Source organism: Neorhizobium tomejilense (assembly GCF_964254135.1).
In the GTDB taxonomy this organism is placed as follows: Bacteria; Pseudomonadota; Alphaproteobacteria; order Rhizobiales; family Rhizobiaceae; genus Neorhizobium; species Neorhizobium tomejilense.
The window spans coordinates 3,168,987-3,184,876 of record NZ_CAXUSO020000001.1 but is presented as its reverse complement, the minus strand read 5'-3'; the positions used below and the strand labels follow the sequence as shown (position 1 = coordinate 3,184,876).

Genomic DNA, 15,890 nt, shown 5'->3' with positions numbered 1-15,890 from the left:
CGTTTCCAGAAGACCCGCCCCCATCGGTTCACTCCGCCGGAACGCCAGCGGGATTGCTGATATGGCTGGCCGGAACGCTCTGTTTGCTCTTCTTTCGGCCATGGGTCGAATAGAGGGTGAGGCCGACGAAGGTGAGGCCGCCGACAAGATTGCCGATGACGGTCGGGATTTCGTTCCAGATCAGGTAATCCATGATCGAGAACTTGCCGCCCAGCAGCAGGCCGGAGGGGAACAGGAACATGTTCACGATGGAATGTTCGAAGCCCATGTAGAAGAACAGCATGATCGGCATCCACATGCCGATGACCTTGCCGGACACGGAGGTCGACATCATCGCGGCAACGACGCCGGTCGAAACCATCCAGTTGCAGAGAACGCCGCGGACGAAGAGCGTCAGCATGCCCGCCGCGCCGTGTGCCGCATAACCGAGCGTGCGGCCTTCGCCGATATGACCGATCCTCTGGCCGACTTCGTTTGGTGCCTCGCTGAAGCCGAAGGTGAAGATGATCGCCATCATCACCGCAACAAGGAAGGCGCCGGCGAAATTGCCGACGAAGACGAGCGTCCAGTTGCGCATCACGCCGCCGGCGGTCACACCCGGCCGCTTGTCGATCAGGGCGAGCGGTGTAAGCGTGAAGACGCCCGTCAGGAGATCGAAGCCCATGAGGTAGAGAAGGCAGAAGCCGACCGGGAAGAGGATGCCACCGGCGAGAGCGTTGCCGGTCTGCACCGTGATGGTGACGGCGAAGGCGGCGGAAAGCGCAAGAATGGCGCCCGCCATGAAAGCCCGGATCAGGGTGTCGCGCGTGGACATCAAGACCTTTGCCTCGCCGGCATCGATCATCTTCGTCACGAATTCAGTGGGATGCACATAGGACATTTTTTTCTTGTCTCCCTAGAGTAGATCGTCGGTAAGGGCCGCGCCGATTATTCGGCTGCGGCCAACTGTTCTTCGAGTGCCATGAAGATGTCTTCGCCGCGCAGTTCGAGCCGGATGGTCCGGACCGAGCCTTCGTCGGCGCCGAGCGCCTTGCCGGTTTCGAGCGAAATCACCCAGTTGTGCAGCGGACACGTCACCGAGGTGCCGTGCACGATGCCCTGGCTGAGCGGTCCACCCTTGTGAGGGCAGTGATCCTCGATGGCGAAGACCTGGTTTTCGGCGGTGCGGAACACGCCGATCTTGCCTTGGGGCGTTTTCACGCAGCGCGCGCCGCGGAGCGGAATGTCGGTCAGCTTGCCGATCGCGATCCAGTTCATGCTCATCTCCTCACTCGGCTGCATGCGGGTAGCCGACCGTCGCCATCGGCCGGAACTCGTGTTTGTCCTTGCCGGAGACACGCTCCGACCACGGGTCGACCTGGGCGAACTTCTGGGAGAAGACGAAGCGCTCGTAATAGGCCTCGCGCTTCTCCGTATCGGTCATGATCTGCCGGCGGATTTCGTCGAGGCCGATGCGCTTTGCCCATTTGTAGATGCGCTCGAGATAGCGGCCCTGTTCGCGGTACATCTGCGTCAGCGCGACGATGTATTCGAGCGCCTCGTCCTCGGTCTTCACCAGTCCGAGCACTTCGGTGCCCTTGATGTCGAGGCCCGCGGCGCCGGCGAAATGGATCTCGAAGCCCGAGTCCACGCAGATGACGCCGATATCCTTGCAGGTCGCTTCCGCACAGTTGCGCGGACACCCCGAGACGGCCAGCTTCAGCTTGGCTGGCGTCCAGGAGCCCCACATGAATTTCTCGATGCGGATGCCGAGGCCGGTGGAATCCTGCGTGCCGAAGCGGCACCAATCGGAGCCGACGCAGGTCTTTACCGTGCGCAGGCCCTTGGCATAGGCCTGGCCGGAGACGAAGCCGGCCTTGCCGAGATCGGCCCAGACGGCGGGCAGGTCTTCCTTCTCGATGCCAAGAAGGTCGATGCGCTGACCGCCGGTGACCTTCACCATCGGTATCTCGAACTTATCGACGACGTCGGCGATCGCCCTCAATTCCTGCGAATTGGTGACGCCGCCCCACATCCGCGGCACGACGGAATAGGTGCCGTCCTTCTGGATGTTGGCGTGGACGCGTTCGTTGATGTAGCGCGACTGGTAATCGTCGGCATATTCATCCGGCCAGTCGCAGACGAGGTAGTAGTTGAGCGCCGGGCGGCATTTGGCGCAGCCACAGGAGGTCTTCCATTCCAGTTCCTGCATGACCGCAGGGATGGTCTTCAGGCCCTTTGCCTTGATCAGGCGGCGCACGTCGTCATGGCCGAGTTCGGTGCAGGTGCACATCGGCTGCACGGCCTTCGGATTGTAGGCATCGCCAAGCGTGATCGCCATCAGCTGTTCGACGAGGCCGGTGCAGGTGCCGCAGGAGGCGGAGGCCTTGGTGTGGGCACGCACGTCGTCAAGCGATGTCAGGCCCTTGGCGGTGATCGTCGAGGTGATCTTGCCCTTGCAGACGCCGTTGCAGCCGCAGATTTCCGCATCATCCGGCAAGGCTGCAACGGCCGCCATAGGGTCCAGCGGGGACCCTCCCTGGTAGGCCTGGCCGAAGATCAGCGTGTCGCGCATCTCCGAGATATCGGTCGCCTTCTTCTTCAGGTCGTTGAACCAGGCGCCATCGGAGGTCTCGCCGTAAAGGACCGTGCCGATGATGCGGTTGTCCTTCAGAACGAGGCGCTTATAGATGCCGGCGGTGGCATCGCGCAGCACGATTTCCTGCCGGTCGTCGCCATCGGCGAAGTCGCCGAGCGAATAGAGGTCGATGCCGGTGACCTTGAGCTTTGTCGGCGTGTCGGAATGCACGAAGGCCGGCTTGGTGTCGCCCGCCAGATGCGACGCCGCGATGCGGGCCATCTCGTAGAGCGGTGCGACGAGGCCGTACACCATGCCGCCCACTTCGGCGCATTCGCCGATGGAATAGATGTCGCCGTCGGATGTCTGCATTCCCGCATCGACGACGATGCCGCGATTGACCGCGAGGCCTGCTTCCTTGGCGAGGCCGGCGCTCGGGCGGATACCGACCGCCATCACCACCAGGGTCGCCGGAATGATCGTGCCGTTGTCGAGTTCGACGCCCTCGACCTTGCCATTGCCGATGATCTGTTTGGTATTGGCCTTGCAGATCACCTTGATGCCGCGCTCTTCGACGGCCTTCTGCAGCAGGTAACCGGCGGCCGGATCGAGCTGGCGCTCCATCAGCGTCGGCATCACGTGCAGCACGGTCACGTCCATCCCACGCTGGGCGAGGCCGGCGGCTGCTTCGAGGCCGAGCAGGCCGCCGCCGATGACGATCGCCTTTTCGCGCGACTGGGCGGCGAGAAGCATGGCCTGGACGTCGTCGAGGTCGCGATAGGTGATGACGCCCGGCAAATCCTTGCCCGGTACGGGGATGATGAACGGCACCGAGCCGGTGGCGATCACCAGCTTGTCGTAGCTTTCGGTGACGCCGTGATCGGAGGTAACGGTCTTCGCCGCACGGTCGATCGCGACGATCTTGTGGCCCTTGTAGAGCGTGATGCCGTGGTCGATGTACCAGCCGTCGCCATGGATAACGATCTGCTCGAAGCTCTTTTCGCCGGAAAGCACCGGCGAAAGCATGATGCGGTCGTAATTGACGCGCGGTTCGGCATTGAAGATCGTGACTTCGTAGCGGCCGGGCGCCTGTTCGAAGAGATGCTCCAGCATGCGTCCCGGCGCCATGCCATTGCCGATGATGATGAGTTTTTCTGTCATGGTTCTTACTCCGCGGCTTCGACGAAGCGGTGGCGTTCGTAGAGGAATTTCAGGACTGCCTCGCGGCACTTGAGATACGTGCGGTCGGAAGCAAGCTCGATGCGGTTGCGCGGACGTGCGATCGGCACGTCGAGCACTTCGCCGATCTTGGCGGCAGGGCCGTTCGTCATCATCACGATGCGGTGGGAAAGCAGTACCGCTTCGTCGACATCGTGGGTGATCATCACCATGGTGTTGCCGAGACGGCTGTGGATCTCCATGACCGCGTCCTGCAGATGGGCGCGCGTCAGGGCGTCGAGGGCGCCGAAGGGCTCGTCGAGCAGCAGAATCTTCGGTTCCATGGACAGAGCCCGGGCAATGCCGACGCGCTGCTTCATGCCGCCGGATATTTCCGCCGGGCGCTTGTCCTTGGCGTGAGCCATCTGCACGAGGTCCAGGTTTTCCATGACCCAGTCATGCCGCTGCGCCTTGGTCTTGGTGCGGCCGAAGACTTTCGAGACGGCGAGATTGACGTTTTCGTAGACCGTCAGCCAGGGCAGCAGCGAATGGTTCTGGAAAACGACGGCGCGTTCCGGACCCGGTGCGTTGACCTCGCGGTTTTCGAGCAGCACAGCGCCCGCCGAGACGGGTGTCAGCCCGGCAATGAGGTTGAGCAGCGTGGACTTGCCGCAGCCGGAATGGCCGATGATCGAGACGAATTCCCCCTTGGAGATCGTCAGGTTGATGTCCTTCAGAACCTCGGCTCGATTGCCGCCGCGGTCGAAATGTTTGTCGATATGATCGAGCTTCAGGTAGGCGTTCATGGTCCGCTCCTCAGTTTGCCGAAGCGCCGCGGGTGATGATCTTGCCGAGCGCGGAAACCAGCTTGTCGAGGGCGAAGCCGACGATGCCGATATAGGCGAGCGCGACGATGATGTCGGGCAGGCGCGACGAGTTCCACGCATCCCAGATGAAGAAGCCGATGCCGACGCCGCCGGTGAGCATCTCGGCTGCGACGATGGCGAGCCAGGAGAGGCCGACGCCGATCCTGAGGCCCGTGAAGATGTAGGGGGCGGCCGATGGCAGCATGATCTTGAAGAAGAATTCGATCTGGTTCAGCCGCAGCACCTGCGCGACGTTGCGATAGTCTTGCGGGATGTTGCGAACCCCGACGGCGGTGTTGATGATCACCGGCCAGATCGAGGTGATGAAGATCACGAAGATCGCAGAGGGGCTCGAATCCTGGAAGGCTGCGAGCGACAGCGGCAGCCAGGCGAGCGGCGGCACGGTGCGCAGTACCTGGAAGATCGGGTCGAGACCGCGCATCGCCCAGATCGATTGTCCGATGATCGCACCGACGATGACGCCGGTCACGGCGGCGAGGCCGAACCCGTAGGCGACGCGCTGCAGCGAGACCAGTACCCGCCAGCCGAGCCCGATATCCTGCGAACCGTAGACGAAGAACGGATAGGCGATCAGGTCATAGGCTTCCGTCCAGACCACATGCGGCGAGGGGAGCGAGGCATTCGGCGCCGAACAGAGGACCTGCCAGACGAGCAGGATCAGCGCCAGCACGATAACCGGCGGCACAACGTTGCGCAGCGTCGTCATGCCGATCTGCTTGAAATCGATCCTCGATACGGGCTTGCCGGAAAAGGGGACGATCGTTGCTGCCGGCTTTGCCGTAGCGACTGCGGAAACATTTTCTTTTTTTGCCAGGGCGGACATCTGCGCGCTCCTTAGAAAGGGAAAAGGCCGGCGCGTGCGTCCACGCGCCGGAGGTGGGGAAATCAGGACGCCGCCTTGATCGAAAGGCTGTCGAGATAGGCCGAGGGGTTTTCCGGATCGAAGACCTTGCCGTCGAAGAAGGTTTCCTTGCCGCGTGAAGAGGAGGCCGGGATGTCGGCTGCCGCGACCCCGAGATCCTTGGCGGCGGTGCGCCAGATGTCCTCGCGGTTCACCTGGTTGACCAGCGCCTTGATGTCGGTATTGGCAGGCAGGTAGCCCCAGCGGATGTTCTCGGCCATGAACCAGCTGTCGTGGCTCTTGAACGGGTAGGACGCGCCGTCCTTCCAGAACTTCATGTAGAGGTCGGTGCCATTGGCGACACGGCCGTTGCCGTAGTTGATGTCGCCCTTCAGGCGACCGAGGACGTCCTTCGGCGGCACGTTGAACCACTGACGGCGCCCGAGGATTTCGGCCATCTCCGCCTTGTTGTCCATGCTTTCGCACCATTGCTGGGCTTCCATGACAGCCATCAGCAGGGCCTTGGCGGCGTTCGGGTTCTTCTCGATCCAGTCGGCGCGCACGCCGAGCGCCTTTTCCGGATGGCCCTTCCAGAGTTCGCCGGTGGTGGCCGCCGTGAAGCCGATGCCCTGGTTGACGAGCTGTTCGTTCCAGGGTTCGCCGACACAGAAGACGTCCATGTTGCCGACCTTCATGTTCGCCACCATCTGCGGCGGCGGCACGACGATGGTCGAGACGTCCTTGTTCGGATCGATGCCGCCGGCGGCGAGCCAGTAGCGGATCCAGAGGTCGTGGGTGCCGCCCGGGAAGGTCATCGCCGCCTTGATTTCCTTGCCTTCGGCCTTCTTCTTGTCGAACGCCGCCTTCAGCTTGGAGGCATCGAGCTGTACGCCTGTCTCGGCATATTCCTTGGCGACCGAAATGCCCTGGCTATCGAGATTGAGGCGGGCGAGGACTGCCATCGGTACAGGCTTGTTGTTCTGGGTCACCTTGCCGGTGTGCATCAGGTAGGGAAGCGGCGAGAGGATATGGGCGCCGTCGATGCCGTTCGCGGCACCGCCGAGCACGAGGTTGTCGCGGGTCGCACCCCAGGATGCCTGCTTGGCGACATCGACTTCGGGAAGGCCGTGCTTGTCGAAGAAACCCTTCTCCTTGGCGATGACCAGCGGGGCGGCGTCGGTGAGCGCGATGTAGCCGAGCTTGATGCCCTTCACCTCGGGGCCGGCCCCGGCTGCGAAGGCGCCGGACGGGAATGCGGTCTTGACGGCGCCGATGAGGGCGGCGGTAGCTGTCGTCTTGATCAGGCTGCGACGGGTGATGCCGCTCATCAAAATCTTAGTCATGCGCAGGTTCCCTCTGCTGGTTCTTAGGAATTAGGCACAAAAAAAACGCCGCTCGGAGATCGCGCGCCTGGGAACTGGGAGGAGTTCCGGGCAGCAAAAACCTTGCGACGTCGATGTCTTTGAAAGCGCTTATCACGCGCCTAACTGCTCCAGTCGCCATTGACCGGAGCAATTTCTAATAAGCAAAGGCCGTGCCAGTTTTCGAGCGCCATGCTAGGTCGCTGAAAAACAACAAAATTTCGGTTGTGAAAGTTTTGGCTTAAATTGTCGGCAGCTTATCGCGCTGCAATATTTTTGTGCGATTGCCAAACTGAAGGCGCCAAATGCTGTGCAGCGCCTGCCGGAATTTCAGACGTCCTGGCGGTCCGAATGGGCAGGGAGAGAGCTTCGGACGGCGAAATCTCGGACGTAATCCATCATGTTCGAGGGGTCGAACACATGGCCGTCCATGAAGCGGTCACCGCTTCGGTCCCCTTCGATGCCGACGTCTGGTTCAGTCGGGCCGATGCCAAGGGCGGCCCGGTAGAGATCGGGGCGATAGGCAGCCGCCGCTGCCCGTAGGCCTTGTTCGCTGAATTCGATCTGACCCCAGCGGATCATCTGGCTGTAGAGCCACAGTGCATGGCTCGGCCGCGGATAGTTGGCAAATCCGCGGTGGAAGGTGAAGTAGTCGGCGATGACGCGGCGGTTGCCCTTGGCATCAAGGCTGAATTCGCCGGACAATACGTGACGGATGATATTGACCGGGGCACCGATGAAGCGCGGACCGGCCAAGACCTCCGCCAGCGCGTCATGGTTCTCCGCCCTGTCGCACCAGCGGGCCGCGGCATCGAGCGCGACGATGAGACGGGAGACGGTTTCGGGATGGCTTTCCGCCCATTCCGGCCGCATGGCGATCACTTTTTCCGGTGCCGAGGGCCAGATATCGTGCTTGGCGGCGACAATCCGGCCGACCCCGCGTTCGGACGCGACCATGTTCCACGGCGCGCCGACACAGAAGCCGTCGATGGCGCCGGCTGCCAGTGCATCGGAGGTCATCGGTGGGGGCACGACGACGAGTTTCACATCCCTGTCCGGGTCTATTCCGCCGGCGGCGAGCCAGTAGCGGAATTCGTAGTTGTGGGAGGAGAAGGGATAGGTCACGCCGAACATCGGCAGTGCTTCGCCGCGTTCCCTCATCGCTTCGAGCACGCTGGCGAGCGCCTTTGCGTTCTCCAGGGCGCCTGCGGTTTCCGATATCCCGCCGACCTCGCGCATGCGCTCGAAAAGCCGCGTCGAAAGCGTGATCGCATTGCCGCCGCGGCCGAGCGAAAACGGCGTGATGGTGGGCGAGGGGTTGGAACCGAGCCCCAGCATGGAAGCGACCGGCATCGGCGACAGCATGTGGGCGATGTCGAACTGGCGGAAGGCGAGGCGGTCGCGGACATTGGCCCAGGACACGTCCTTGACGAGATCGAGGGTCAGTCCCTCTTTGGCGGCAAAGCCGAATTCGGCGGCGGCGATCAGCACGGAAGCATCGACCAGCGGGATGAACCCGGCGCGCAGGACCTTCGGCCCCTCGCCGTTCGAACGGGTGGGCGCGGAGAGGTTGCTTCCGGATCGGTCGGTATTCATCATCATGTTCACTCCGGCTTTCTCCCGGACATTTCGGTGCTCGGAACCATCACATCAACAGGCCCGCTGCCGTGACCACGCTTTGAGCGATGTCCGACATCTTCTTCTTTTCGTTCATTGCCGTCTGGCGCAGCAGCGCAAACGCGTCTTCTTCCGACAGGCCGCGCATCTTCATCAGAATGCCCTTGGCCCGCTCGATCACCTTGCGCTCCTCGAGCGCCGATTTTGCCTCGGCGAGCTCCCGCTGAAGCCGGCTGAAGGCGTTGAAGCGGCTGACCGCCATGTCGAGGATCGCCTTGACGCGCTCCTTCTTCAACCCGTCGACCACATAGGCCGAAACGCCCGCATCCATCGCGGCCTCGATCAGAGCCGTATCGGAACGGTCGACGAACATGGCGATCGGCCGGCTGACGGTGCGGGTCAGTTGGAACAGATGCTCCATCATGTCGCGGTTGGGGTTCTCGATATCGATGACGATAACGTCCGGCTTCAACGTTTCGATGATGCGCGCGACGCCCTGGACCTCGTGGATGACAGTGACTTTGCTATGCCCAGCCTCCCGCAGCCCTTCCTCGATGATGGAAGCGCGGATGGCATTTTCATCGATGACCAGAATGGTGAGATCGGGTGCCGGCATTCTTATAGTGATGACGCAGTGCAACAATCTTGGCAAGGGCAACCGGCACTCCGACCAATTTCATGACATCATTCGCCGCTTGGAAAGGACCAGTTAACCTTTATTTTCTACTTCCTATGAGAATGTGCCCTTCCCGTATCTCGTCTGGTTGTCATGCAGTTCTCACGCAATAATCATCCTCAGAGTTCTGACCTTTCCAACGCCGAAGACGACGCTGTCGACCCGGCGCAGCCGGGTCTTCGCCGCCAGAATCTGGCTGATCTCAACCAGTCGGCGATCGAGCAGGCGCCGTGGCAGGCGGCGTTCCGGCTGGCCCCGAACGTGCGGTTCACCCGTACGCCCGAAAGCGCGCTGGCCCGCAAGGCGAATGCCGGGCAGGCTCCTGCGGAGCAGGGCGAAGCGCCGGTTGCCGAGCAGATCGAAATCATCCCGTCCGAAGCGTTCCTGACCCCGGCCGCGGATGATTCGCAGGTCCCCGGCGAGGCGCTCGCCGCCCCGATCGAACAGATCGCGGGCCTGCAGCAGCTTGCGGCGACGATGCGTTACCATGTGCCGGAAACGCCTGCCGTCGCGCGGCCCGAGCGGCTTGAGGAGGCAGCGCCAATCGCGGTGCCGCGCCAGGATATCGCGATCTCCGATTTCGCCTTCTGGGACGCCATGCCCTTCGAACTCGAGGGGCCGGTCGTTGTGGAAACGGGCGTTCAGCCGGCCGAACCGCCAATCGCGGCTGCCGTGGTGCAGCCGGGCGAACCGGTGACGGCGCTTTATCGTGAAGTCCCGCGCAGGAGCGTTGCCAGAACCGTAGTCGTTGCGCCGTCTCCGAGGCCGGAGCCGGTGAAGGTGCCGGAGCCCGTCGCACCTGTCCGGGTCGCTCCGCAGCGCGTGGTGAAGGCCAGGGCACCGGTCGTCGAACCGGCGCCTGCCCCTGTCGCACAGGTGCCGGCACCCGCCCCCGCCCTGGTCACGGCGGCCCCGGTCGTCGCTCAACCCGAAATCACCCGTCCGCGGACCGTCCGGCCGGCGGAAGCGGAATACGAATTCCCGCCGATCTCACTGCTTCAGGAGCCGCAGGGCGAACGTGGCCAGGCGATGCAGCCGGATGCCCTACAGCAGAGCGCCGGCCTGCTCGAAAGCATTCTCGAGGATTTCGGCATCCGCGGCGAGATCATCGACGTGCGCCCCGGTCCGGTCGTGACGCTTTATGAATTCGAGCCGGCGCCGGGCGTCAAATCCTCGCGGGTCATCGGCCTTGCGGACGATATCGCCCGCTCGATGTCGGCTCTGTCTGCCCGCGTCGCCGTGGTGCCCGGCCGCAACGTGATCGGCATCGAACTGCCGAACGCGACGCGCGAGACCGTGTATTTCCGTGAACTGATCGAATGCGAGGACTATTGGGAGACCAAGCACCGGCTGGCTCTCTGCCTCGGCAAGACGATCGGCGGCGAACCGGTTATCGCCGAGCTCGCCAAGATGCCGCATCTGCTCGTCGCCGGCACCACCGGTTCGGGCAAGTCGGTCGCTATCAACACGATGATCCTGTCGCTTCTCTACCGGCTGCGGCCGGAGGAATGCCGGCTGATCATGATCGATCCGAAGATGCTGGAGCTTTCCGTCTATGACGGCATTCCGCACCTGCTGACCCCCGTCGTGACCGATCCCAAGAAGGCCGTCCTGGCGCTGAAATGGGCGGTCCGCGAGATGGAGGATCGCTACAAGAAGATGTCGCGCCTCGGCGTGCGCAATATCGACGGCTACAATCAGCGCGCCGCGGGTGCCCGCGAAAAGGGCGAGGTCATCACCGTCAGCGTGCAGGCGGGCTTCGACCGGCAGACGGGCGAAATCCTCTACGAAGAGCAGGAGATGGATCTCTCGCCGATGCCTTATATCGTCGTCATCATCGACGAAATGGCCGACCTGATGATGGTCGCCGGCAAGGATATTGAAGGCGCGGTCCAGCGCCTGGCGCAGATGGCGCGTGCCGCCGGCATCCATGTGATCATGGCGACCCAGCGCCCGTCCGTCGACGTCATCACCGGCACGATCAAGGCGAATTTCCCGACCCGCATCTCCTTCCAGGTGACGTCGAAGATCGACAGCCGCACCATTCTCGGCGAACAGGGTGCAGAGCACCTGCTCGGTCAGGGCGACATGCTGCATATGGCCGGCGGCGGGCGGATTTCCCGCGTCCACGGCCCGTTCGTTTCGGACGCCGAAGTCGAACTGGTGGTCCGCCACCTGAAGACGCAAGGCCGGCCGGATTATCTGGGCACGGTTACCGAGGATGAAGACGACGAGGAAGACGAGGACGGTTCGAGCCAGGAAGCCGTATTCGACAAGAGCGCGATGGGCGGAGACGACAGCGACGAGCTTTACGACAAGGCCGTCAAAGTGGTCATGAAGGACCGCAAGTGCTCGACCTCCTATATCCAGCGCCGCCTTTCGGTCGGTTACAACCGCGCGGCATCTCTGGTGGAGCGTATGGAGCAGGAAGGCCTGGTCGGCCCGGCCAACCATGTCGGCAAACGCGAGATCATTGCCGGCGGACGTTCCGCTACGGCCGAGGATTTCGGGGACTAAGGCGTGCCCCCTCCGGCTCCTCATCCCTGTGCTTGTCACAGGGATCCAGCCAGCCCAAGTCTTTGGGCTGAGAGGAGTCTTCCACCGCGCCGACGCGCGGTTGCTGGATTCCTGTGACAAGCACAGGAATGAGGGTTGATGGGTGGAAAGTTCCGCCCAAATCGTCACGTTCTTACCGCTTCCGGCAGATGAAGGGCAGGAAACTGCTTGCGGTACCGACTTTCATCGACGCCTCCTTGGCCCAGGCTTCGACTTTGGCGTCCCCGGCCCGGACGGGACCGAAGCTCGCCAGAGTGACGACAAGGATCAATAGAATTCTGGTCATGCGGCACCGGATCGATGGCTCCGGCGGATCACCGGCTGCGGATATAGTCGCTGAGCCGGTTTGCGGCATCCTCGACCTGCAGCGGATCGCGCAGGAAACAGGCGCGCATAAAACCTTGTCCGCCGGCCCCGAACGCGGTTCCCGGAGCAAGGCCGACACCGGTCTTGTCGACGATCCTGAAAGCCTCTTCACGGCTGTCGGTGACGCCGTCGATCTTCAGGAAGGCATAGAGTGCACCGGCGGGTTTTAGCGTTTCCACACGGTTGGTAGCGATCAGCGCGTCGCAGAGGATGTCGCGTGACTTTCGCGCCCGTTCGATATTGGTGCGGACGAAGTCGTCCCCCTGTTCAAGGGCGGCGATCGCGCCCTTCTGCATGAACTGCGCGACGCCCGAGGTCGAATACTGGATGAGGTTGGTCAGCGTCTGGCCGATTTCCGCCGGGGCCACCATCCAGCCGACCCGCCAGCCGGTCATGCACCAGTTCTTCGAGAAGGAATTGGCGAAGATGATCCGGTCTTCCGGCTCCATGACGTCCATGAAGGACGGCGCGCGGGCGCCTTCGAAATAATAGAGGCCGTAGATCTCGTCTGCGACGATCCACAGGCCGTGCTTGCGGGCGAGTTCGAGGACGGCCTTGAGGTCGTCATGGGTCGCGGTCCAGCCGGTCGGGTTGGAGGGCGAGTTGATGAAGAGGGCGCTGGTCTTCGGTGTGATCGCCGCCTTCAGCCGGTCGATGTCGAGCACCCAGCGGCCGTCGGTAAAGCCGAGCTCGACGGTGACCGGCTTGGCTTCCGAAACGCCGATGGCGTTGACGACGTTCGGCCAGGCGGGAGAGAGATAAACGATCTCGTCACCAGCGGAGGCGACGGTCTGGATGGCGAGCACGATCGACTGCATGCCGGAGCCGGTGACGTAAATATTGTCGACCGACAGATCCCGCCCGTAGTGCCGCTGGTAATAACGCACGATCGCCTCGCGCAGCGCCGGAATGCCTTGCGTCCAGGTGTAGAAGGTCTCGCCGGCAAGCAGCGCCTCGCTGGCGGCGCGGGTGATGAAATCGGGCGTCGGCAGATCGCCCTCGCCGATCCAGAGCGGCATCAGGTTTTCGCGGCCTCGGGCATAGGTGACGATCTCGCCAATGCCGCTGCGGGGCGCTGCCGCGGCGCGGGCGCTGATCTCCGGTCTGATGATTGTCATGGATTGCCCTGTCGGTCCTGGCTGGTTTGTCGCAAAACTGACTTGGCCCAACCGCGCCCGCGGGTCAATATTTTCCGCAGTGGATTTTGGTCTTTACTGGCTGGTGGTGCTCGCGAAACGGCCGAAGGTGCCGCGGGAGAAACACAGCGGATCGCCTTCACGGTGGGCTGCCCGCAGCACGCGGCCGAGGATCAGCGTGTGATCGCCGGCATCGTGCATCGAGGAGAGTTCGCATTCGAAGCGAGCCAGCGTGCCGGGGATGACCGGCACGCCTTCGTGGTTGTGGTTCCAGAACAGCTCTTCGAACCCCAGGCCGCCGCGCGTGAACCGGGCGCTCAACAGGTCCTGGTCGGCGCTCAGCACATGGATGGCGAAGTGGCCTGCCGCCGTGAAGGCGGCATGGCGCGACGAACTCTTGGCCGGCGACCAGAGGACCAAAGGCGGATCGAGCGACACCGAGGTGAAGCTGTTGACCGTCATCCCGATCGGGCCATCCGGAGTAGTTGCCGTCACCACAGTCACACCGGTCGTGAACGCCCCGAGCGCATTGCGATAATGCCGGGCGGTCGATGCATCCGGAACGAAGATCTGTTCGCTGGTTATGCTTGCGGTGTCGGCAGTGATCATCATGGCACCTGCTTTCCGATTGCGGCCGTGTAGAGTTCGAACCAGGTCTGGCGATCCATCGTCACCTTGGCGGCGTCCGCGCTGGTGGCGATACGGGCGATATTGTTGGTCCCGATGATCGGAAGAATGTTTGCCGGGTGATGCAGCAGCCAGGCGAGCGCCACAGCCGATGCGTCGACGCCTTGTTCTTCCGCTACCCGTTCAAGCACGGCCATCAGAGGCTGGTGTTCGGGTTTGAAAATGCCGCCGCGGGCGAGCGGCGACCAGGCCATTGGCGCGATATTGCGCTCCTGCAAAAAGGCGAGATCGCCATTGGTGAATGCCTCGGAGGCGAGGAGGCTGATCTCGATCTGGTTGGTGACGAGTTCGGCCTCCATGGAGGACTGCAGCAGCGAAAAATCCCAGGGGCGGAAGTTCGAGACGCCGACGGCGCCGACCTTGCCGGATGCGACCAGGGCGTCGAGTGCCGGGCCGGTTTCGTCCGGATCCATCAACGGATCGGGCCGATGGATCAACAGCAGATCGATGTGGTCCGTCGCCATGTCGCGCAGCGAGGCCTCGACCGACGCGGTGATATGGGCAGCACTGGTATCGTAGTGCTTGCCACGGACAGCGGAATGGCGGCCGGCCGGCGCGACGATGCCGCATTTGGTGACGATCTCGATTTTGTCGCGCAGCGAAGGCGAGGCCTTCAGCGCCCCCCCAAAAATCGCTTCGGCCGTATAGCCGCCATAGATGTCGGCCTGGTCCATGGTGGTGATGCCCTGCGCCAGGCAGGCTTCGATCTTTGCCTGGACATGTTTCGGCGAGGTATCTGCATCGTCGCCGATCCGCCACATGCCATAAACGAGGCGGCTGAGCTGGAGATCGGGCGAAAGTTGAATGCGGTCTAGGTGATGAGGGGCCATCAGTGTCGTCTCCCGTTGCCGAGCGGCGTTGCGGGTGTCTCGGCCGGCACGCGGCCATAGACATGCGGCAGCGAACAGGTCTTGAGCTCGGGCAGCACCTTCTGGCCGAAATGTTCCGCTTCGTCGAGATGCGGGTAGCCCGAAAAGATGAAAGCCCGGATGCCCATCTTCTTGTAGGCCTCGATTTCCGAAAGCACCTGGTCGGAGGAGCCGACAAGCGCCGCGCCGCAGCCGGAGCGAGCCCGGCCGATGCCGGTCCAGAGGTGAGGTTCGACATAGCCGAACTTGTCGGCGAGTTCGCGGGCCTTCGCCTGGTGCGAAACACCGAGCGAGGTGCTGTCATGGGCGCGGCTGCGGATCAGCCGGCCGTATTCATCGTCCAGCTTGGAGACGAGATGCTCCGCATATTCGCGGGCCTCATTTTCGGTGTCGCGGACGATCATGTGGACACGCAGGCCGTAATCTAGTGTCCGGCCATGGGCCGAGGCGCGGGCGTGGACCGCCTTCATGCGTTCGGCGAGCTGGTCCCTGGTTTCCGGCCACATCAGGTAGACGTCGCATTGGGCGCCGCAGAGCTCCAGCGCATCCGGCGAATAACCGCCGAAATAGAGAAGCGGGCCGCCGTTCTGCTGGTAGGGCCTCGCCGGTTCGGTGGTGACGCCCTTGAAATTGTAGACCTCACCCTCGTGGTCGATCGTGTCGCGCGTCCAGGCCTGGCGGAGGATCTGCACAACCTCGTGGCTGCGGCGATAACGGAAGGCGCTGTCTGCGACTTCACCGGGGAAATCGGAACTGATGACGTTGAGCGTCAGCCGGCCCTTCAGCATGTGGTCGAGCGTGGCGACCGTGCGGGCGAGCATGATCGGCTGCATCTCGCCGCAGCGGATCGCCGCCAATAGATTGATCCTGTCCGTGATTTGCGAGGCCGCTGCGGCGAAGCTCAGTGTGTCCTGGCCGACTTGGTAGGACGAAGGGCAGAGGATGTTGCGGAAGCCGAGCGTCTCCGCGCGCCTGACGATATCGGAGCAATGTTCCCAACTCGATTTCAGCGCATCGTCGGGGACGCCGAGATAGGCGTAATCGTCCGAGCACAGGGCGGCGAACCAGGATACCTCGGCGGCATCGAGATCCGGTGATGTTATGGGCACGACGGTCATCAAAATTCTCCTCGACTCCTGGGACTTGAATATCATCCGCGTTCGTGTAAATCAATAGTGT

The 15,890-nt window shown here is 62.8% G+C and carries 14 protein-coding genes; 1 reads left to right on the top strand and 13 read right to left on the bottom strand.

The window, feature by feature from the left end; genetic code table 11:
* Positions 1 to 28: 28 nt before the first annotated feature.
* The 8 genes from ACSQ3G_RS16115 to ACSQ3G_RS16080 form a co-directional block, all read right to left on the bottom strand.
* Positions 29 to 880 carry a formate/nitrite transporter family protein gene (locus ACSQ3G_RS16115; protein ID WP_436110740.1) on the bottom strand — a complete coding sequence of 284 codons (852 nt, stop codon included), beginning with the start codon at positions 878 to 880 and terminating at the stop codon, positions 29 to 31.
* A gap of 47 nt (positions 881 to 927) precedes the next feature.
* Positions 928 to 1,263, bottom strand: coding sequence for a nitrite reductase small subunit NirD (gene nirD / locus ACSQ3G_RS16110; protein ID WP_105403091.1), 336 nt, complete (start codon positions 1,261 to 1,263; stop codon positions 928 to 930).
* A 4-nt stretch (positions 1,264 to 1,267) separates the two neighbouring features.
* Positions 1,268 to 3,718: a nitrite reductase large subunit NirB gene (nirB, locus tag ACSQ3G_RS16105; protein WP_046634188.1), complete on the bottom strand. Its 2,451-nt coding sequence runs from the start codon at positions 3,716 to 3,718 to the stop codon at positions 1,268 to 1,270.
* Between the two features lie 5 nt (positions 3,719 to 3,723).
* Positions 3,724 to 4,521, bottom strand: coding sequence for an ABC transporter ATP-binding protein (locus ACSQ3G_RS16100; RefSeq protein ID WP_436110739.1), 798 nt, complete (start codon positions 4,519 to 4,521; stop codon positions 3,724 to 3,726).
* A gap of 10 nt (positions 4,522 to 4,531) precedes the next feature.
* Positions 4,532 to 5,425 (bottom strand): nitrate ABC transporter permease, encoded by an 894-nt coding sequence (ntrB, locus tag ACSQ3G_RS16095; RefSeq protein ID WP_105419959.1) that lies wholly within the window; start codon positions 5,423 to 5,425, stop codon positions 4,532 to 4,534.
* A 62-nt stretch (positions 5,426 to 5,487) separates the two neighbouring features.
* Positions 5,488 to 6,786 (bottom strand): CmpA/NrtA family ABC transporter substrate-binding protein, encoded by a 1,299-nt coding sequence (locus ACSQ3G_RS16090; RefSeq protein WP_436110738.1) that lies wholly within the window; start codon positions 6,784 to 6,786, stop codon positions 5,488 to 5,490.
* 348 nt (positions 6,787 to 7,134) lie between these two features.
* Positions 7,135 to 8,412, bottom strand: coding sequence for a CmpA/NrtA family ABC transporter substrate-binding protein (locus ACSQ3G_RS16085; RefSeq protein WP_436110737.1), 1,278 nt, complete (start codon positions 8,410 to 8,412; stop codon positions 7,135 to 7,137).
* Positions 8,413 to 8,449: 37 nt separating this feature from the next.
* Positions 8,450 to 9,037: an ANTAR domain-containing response regulator gene (locus ACSQ3G_RS16080; protein WP_038590280.1), complete on the bottom strand. Its 588-nt coding sequence runs from the start codon at positions 9,035 to 9,037 to the stop codon at positions 8,450 to 8,452.
* A 153-nt stretch (positions 9,038 to 9,190) separates the two neighbouring features.
* On the opposite strand from ACSQ3G_RS16080, the gene ACSQ3G_RS16075 reads away from it, so the two are divergent.
* Positions 9,191 to 11,614: a DNA translocase FtsK gene (locus ACSQ3G_RS16075; RefSeq protein ID WP_436110736.1), complete on the top strand. Its 2,424-nt coding sequence runs from the start codon at positions 9,191 to 9,193 to the stop codon at positions 11,612 to 11,614.
* 172 nt (positions 11,615 to 11,786) lie between these two features.
* On the opposite strand, the gene ACSQ3G_RS16070 is transcribed toward ACSQ3G_RS16075, so the two are convergent.
* The 5 genes from ACSQ3G_RS16070 to ACSQ3G_RS16050 form a co-directional block, all read right to left on the bottom strand.
* Entirely contained in the window at positions 11,787 to 11,939 is a 153-nt protein-coding gene (locus tag ACSQ3G_RS16070; protein ID WP_436110735.1) for a hypothetical protein, read from the bottom strand.
* 28 nt (positions 11,940 to 11,967) lie between these two features.
* Entirely contained in the window at positions 11,968 to 13,137 is a 1,170-nt protein-coding gene (locus ACSQ3G_RS16065) for a pyridoxal phosphate-dependent aminotransferase (RefSeq protein ID WP_436110734.1), read from the bottom strand.
* Between the two features lie 93 nt (positions 13,138 to 13,230).
* Positions 13,231 to 13,764, bottom strand: a complete 534-nt coding sequence (smoA, locus tag ACSQ3G_RS16060; protein ID WP_046666537.1) for an NADH-dependent FMN reductase SmoA — start codon at positions 13,762 to 13,764, stop codon at positions 13,231 to 13,233.
* Positions 13,764 to 14,672, bottom strand: a complete 909-nt coding sequence (locus ACSQ3G_RS16055; protein ID WP_436110733.1) for an aldo/keto reductase — start codon at positions 14,670 to 14,672, stop codon at positions 13,764 to 13,766. Before ACSQ3G_RS16055 ends, smoA begins: the two co-directional genes overlap by 1 nt.
* A complete protein-coding gene (locus tag ACSQ3G_RS16050; RefSeq protein ID WP_436110732.1) occupies positions 14,672 to 15,829 on the bottom strand; it encodes an LLM class flavin-dependent oxidoreductase in 1,158 nt (385 codons plus the stop codon). Before ACSQ3G_RS16050 ends, ACSQ3G_RS16055 begins: the two co-directional genes overlap by 1 nt.
* Positions 15,830 to 15,890: the final 61 nt, after the last annotated feature.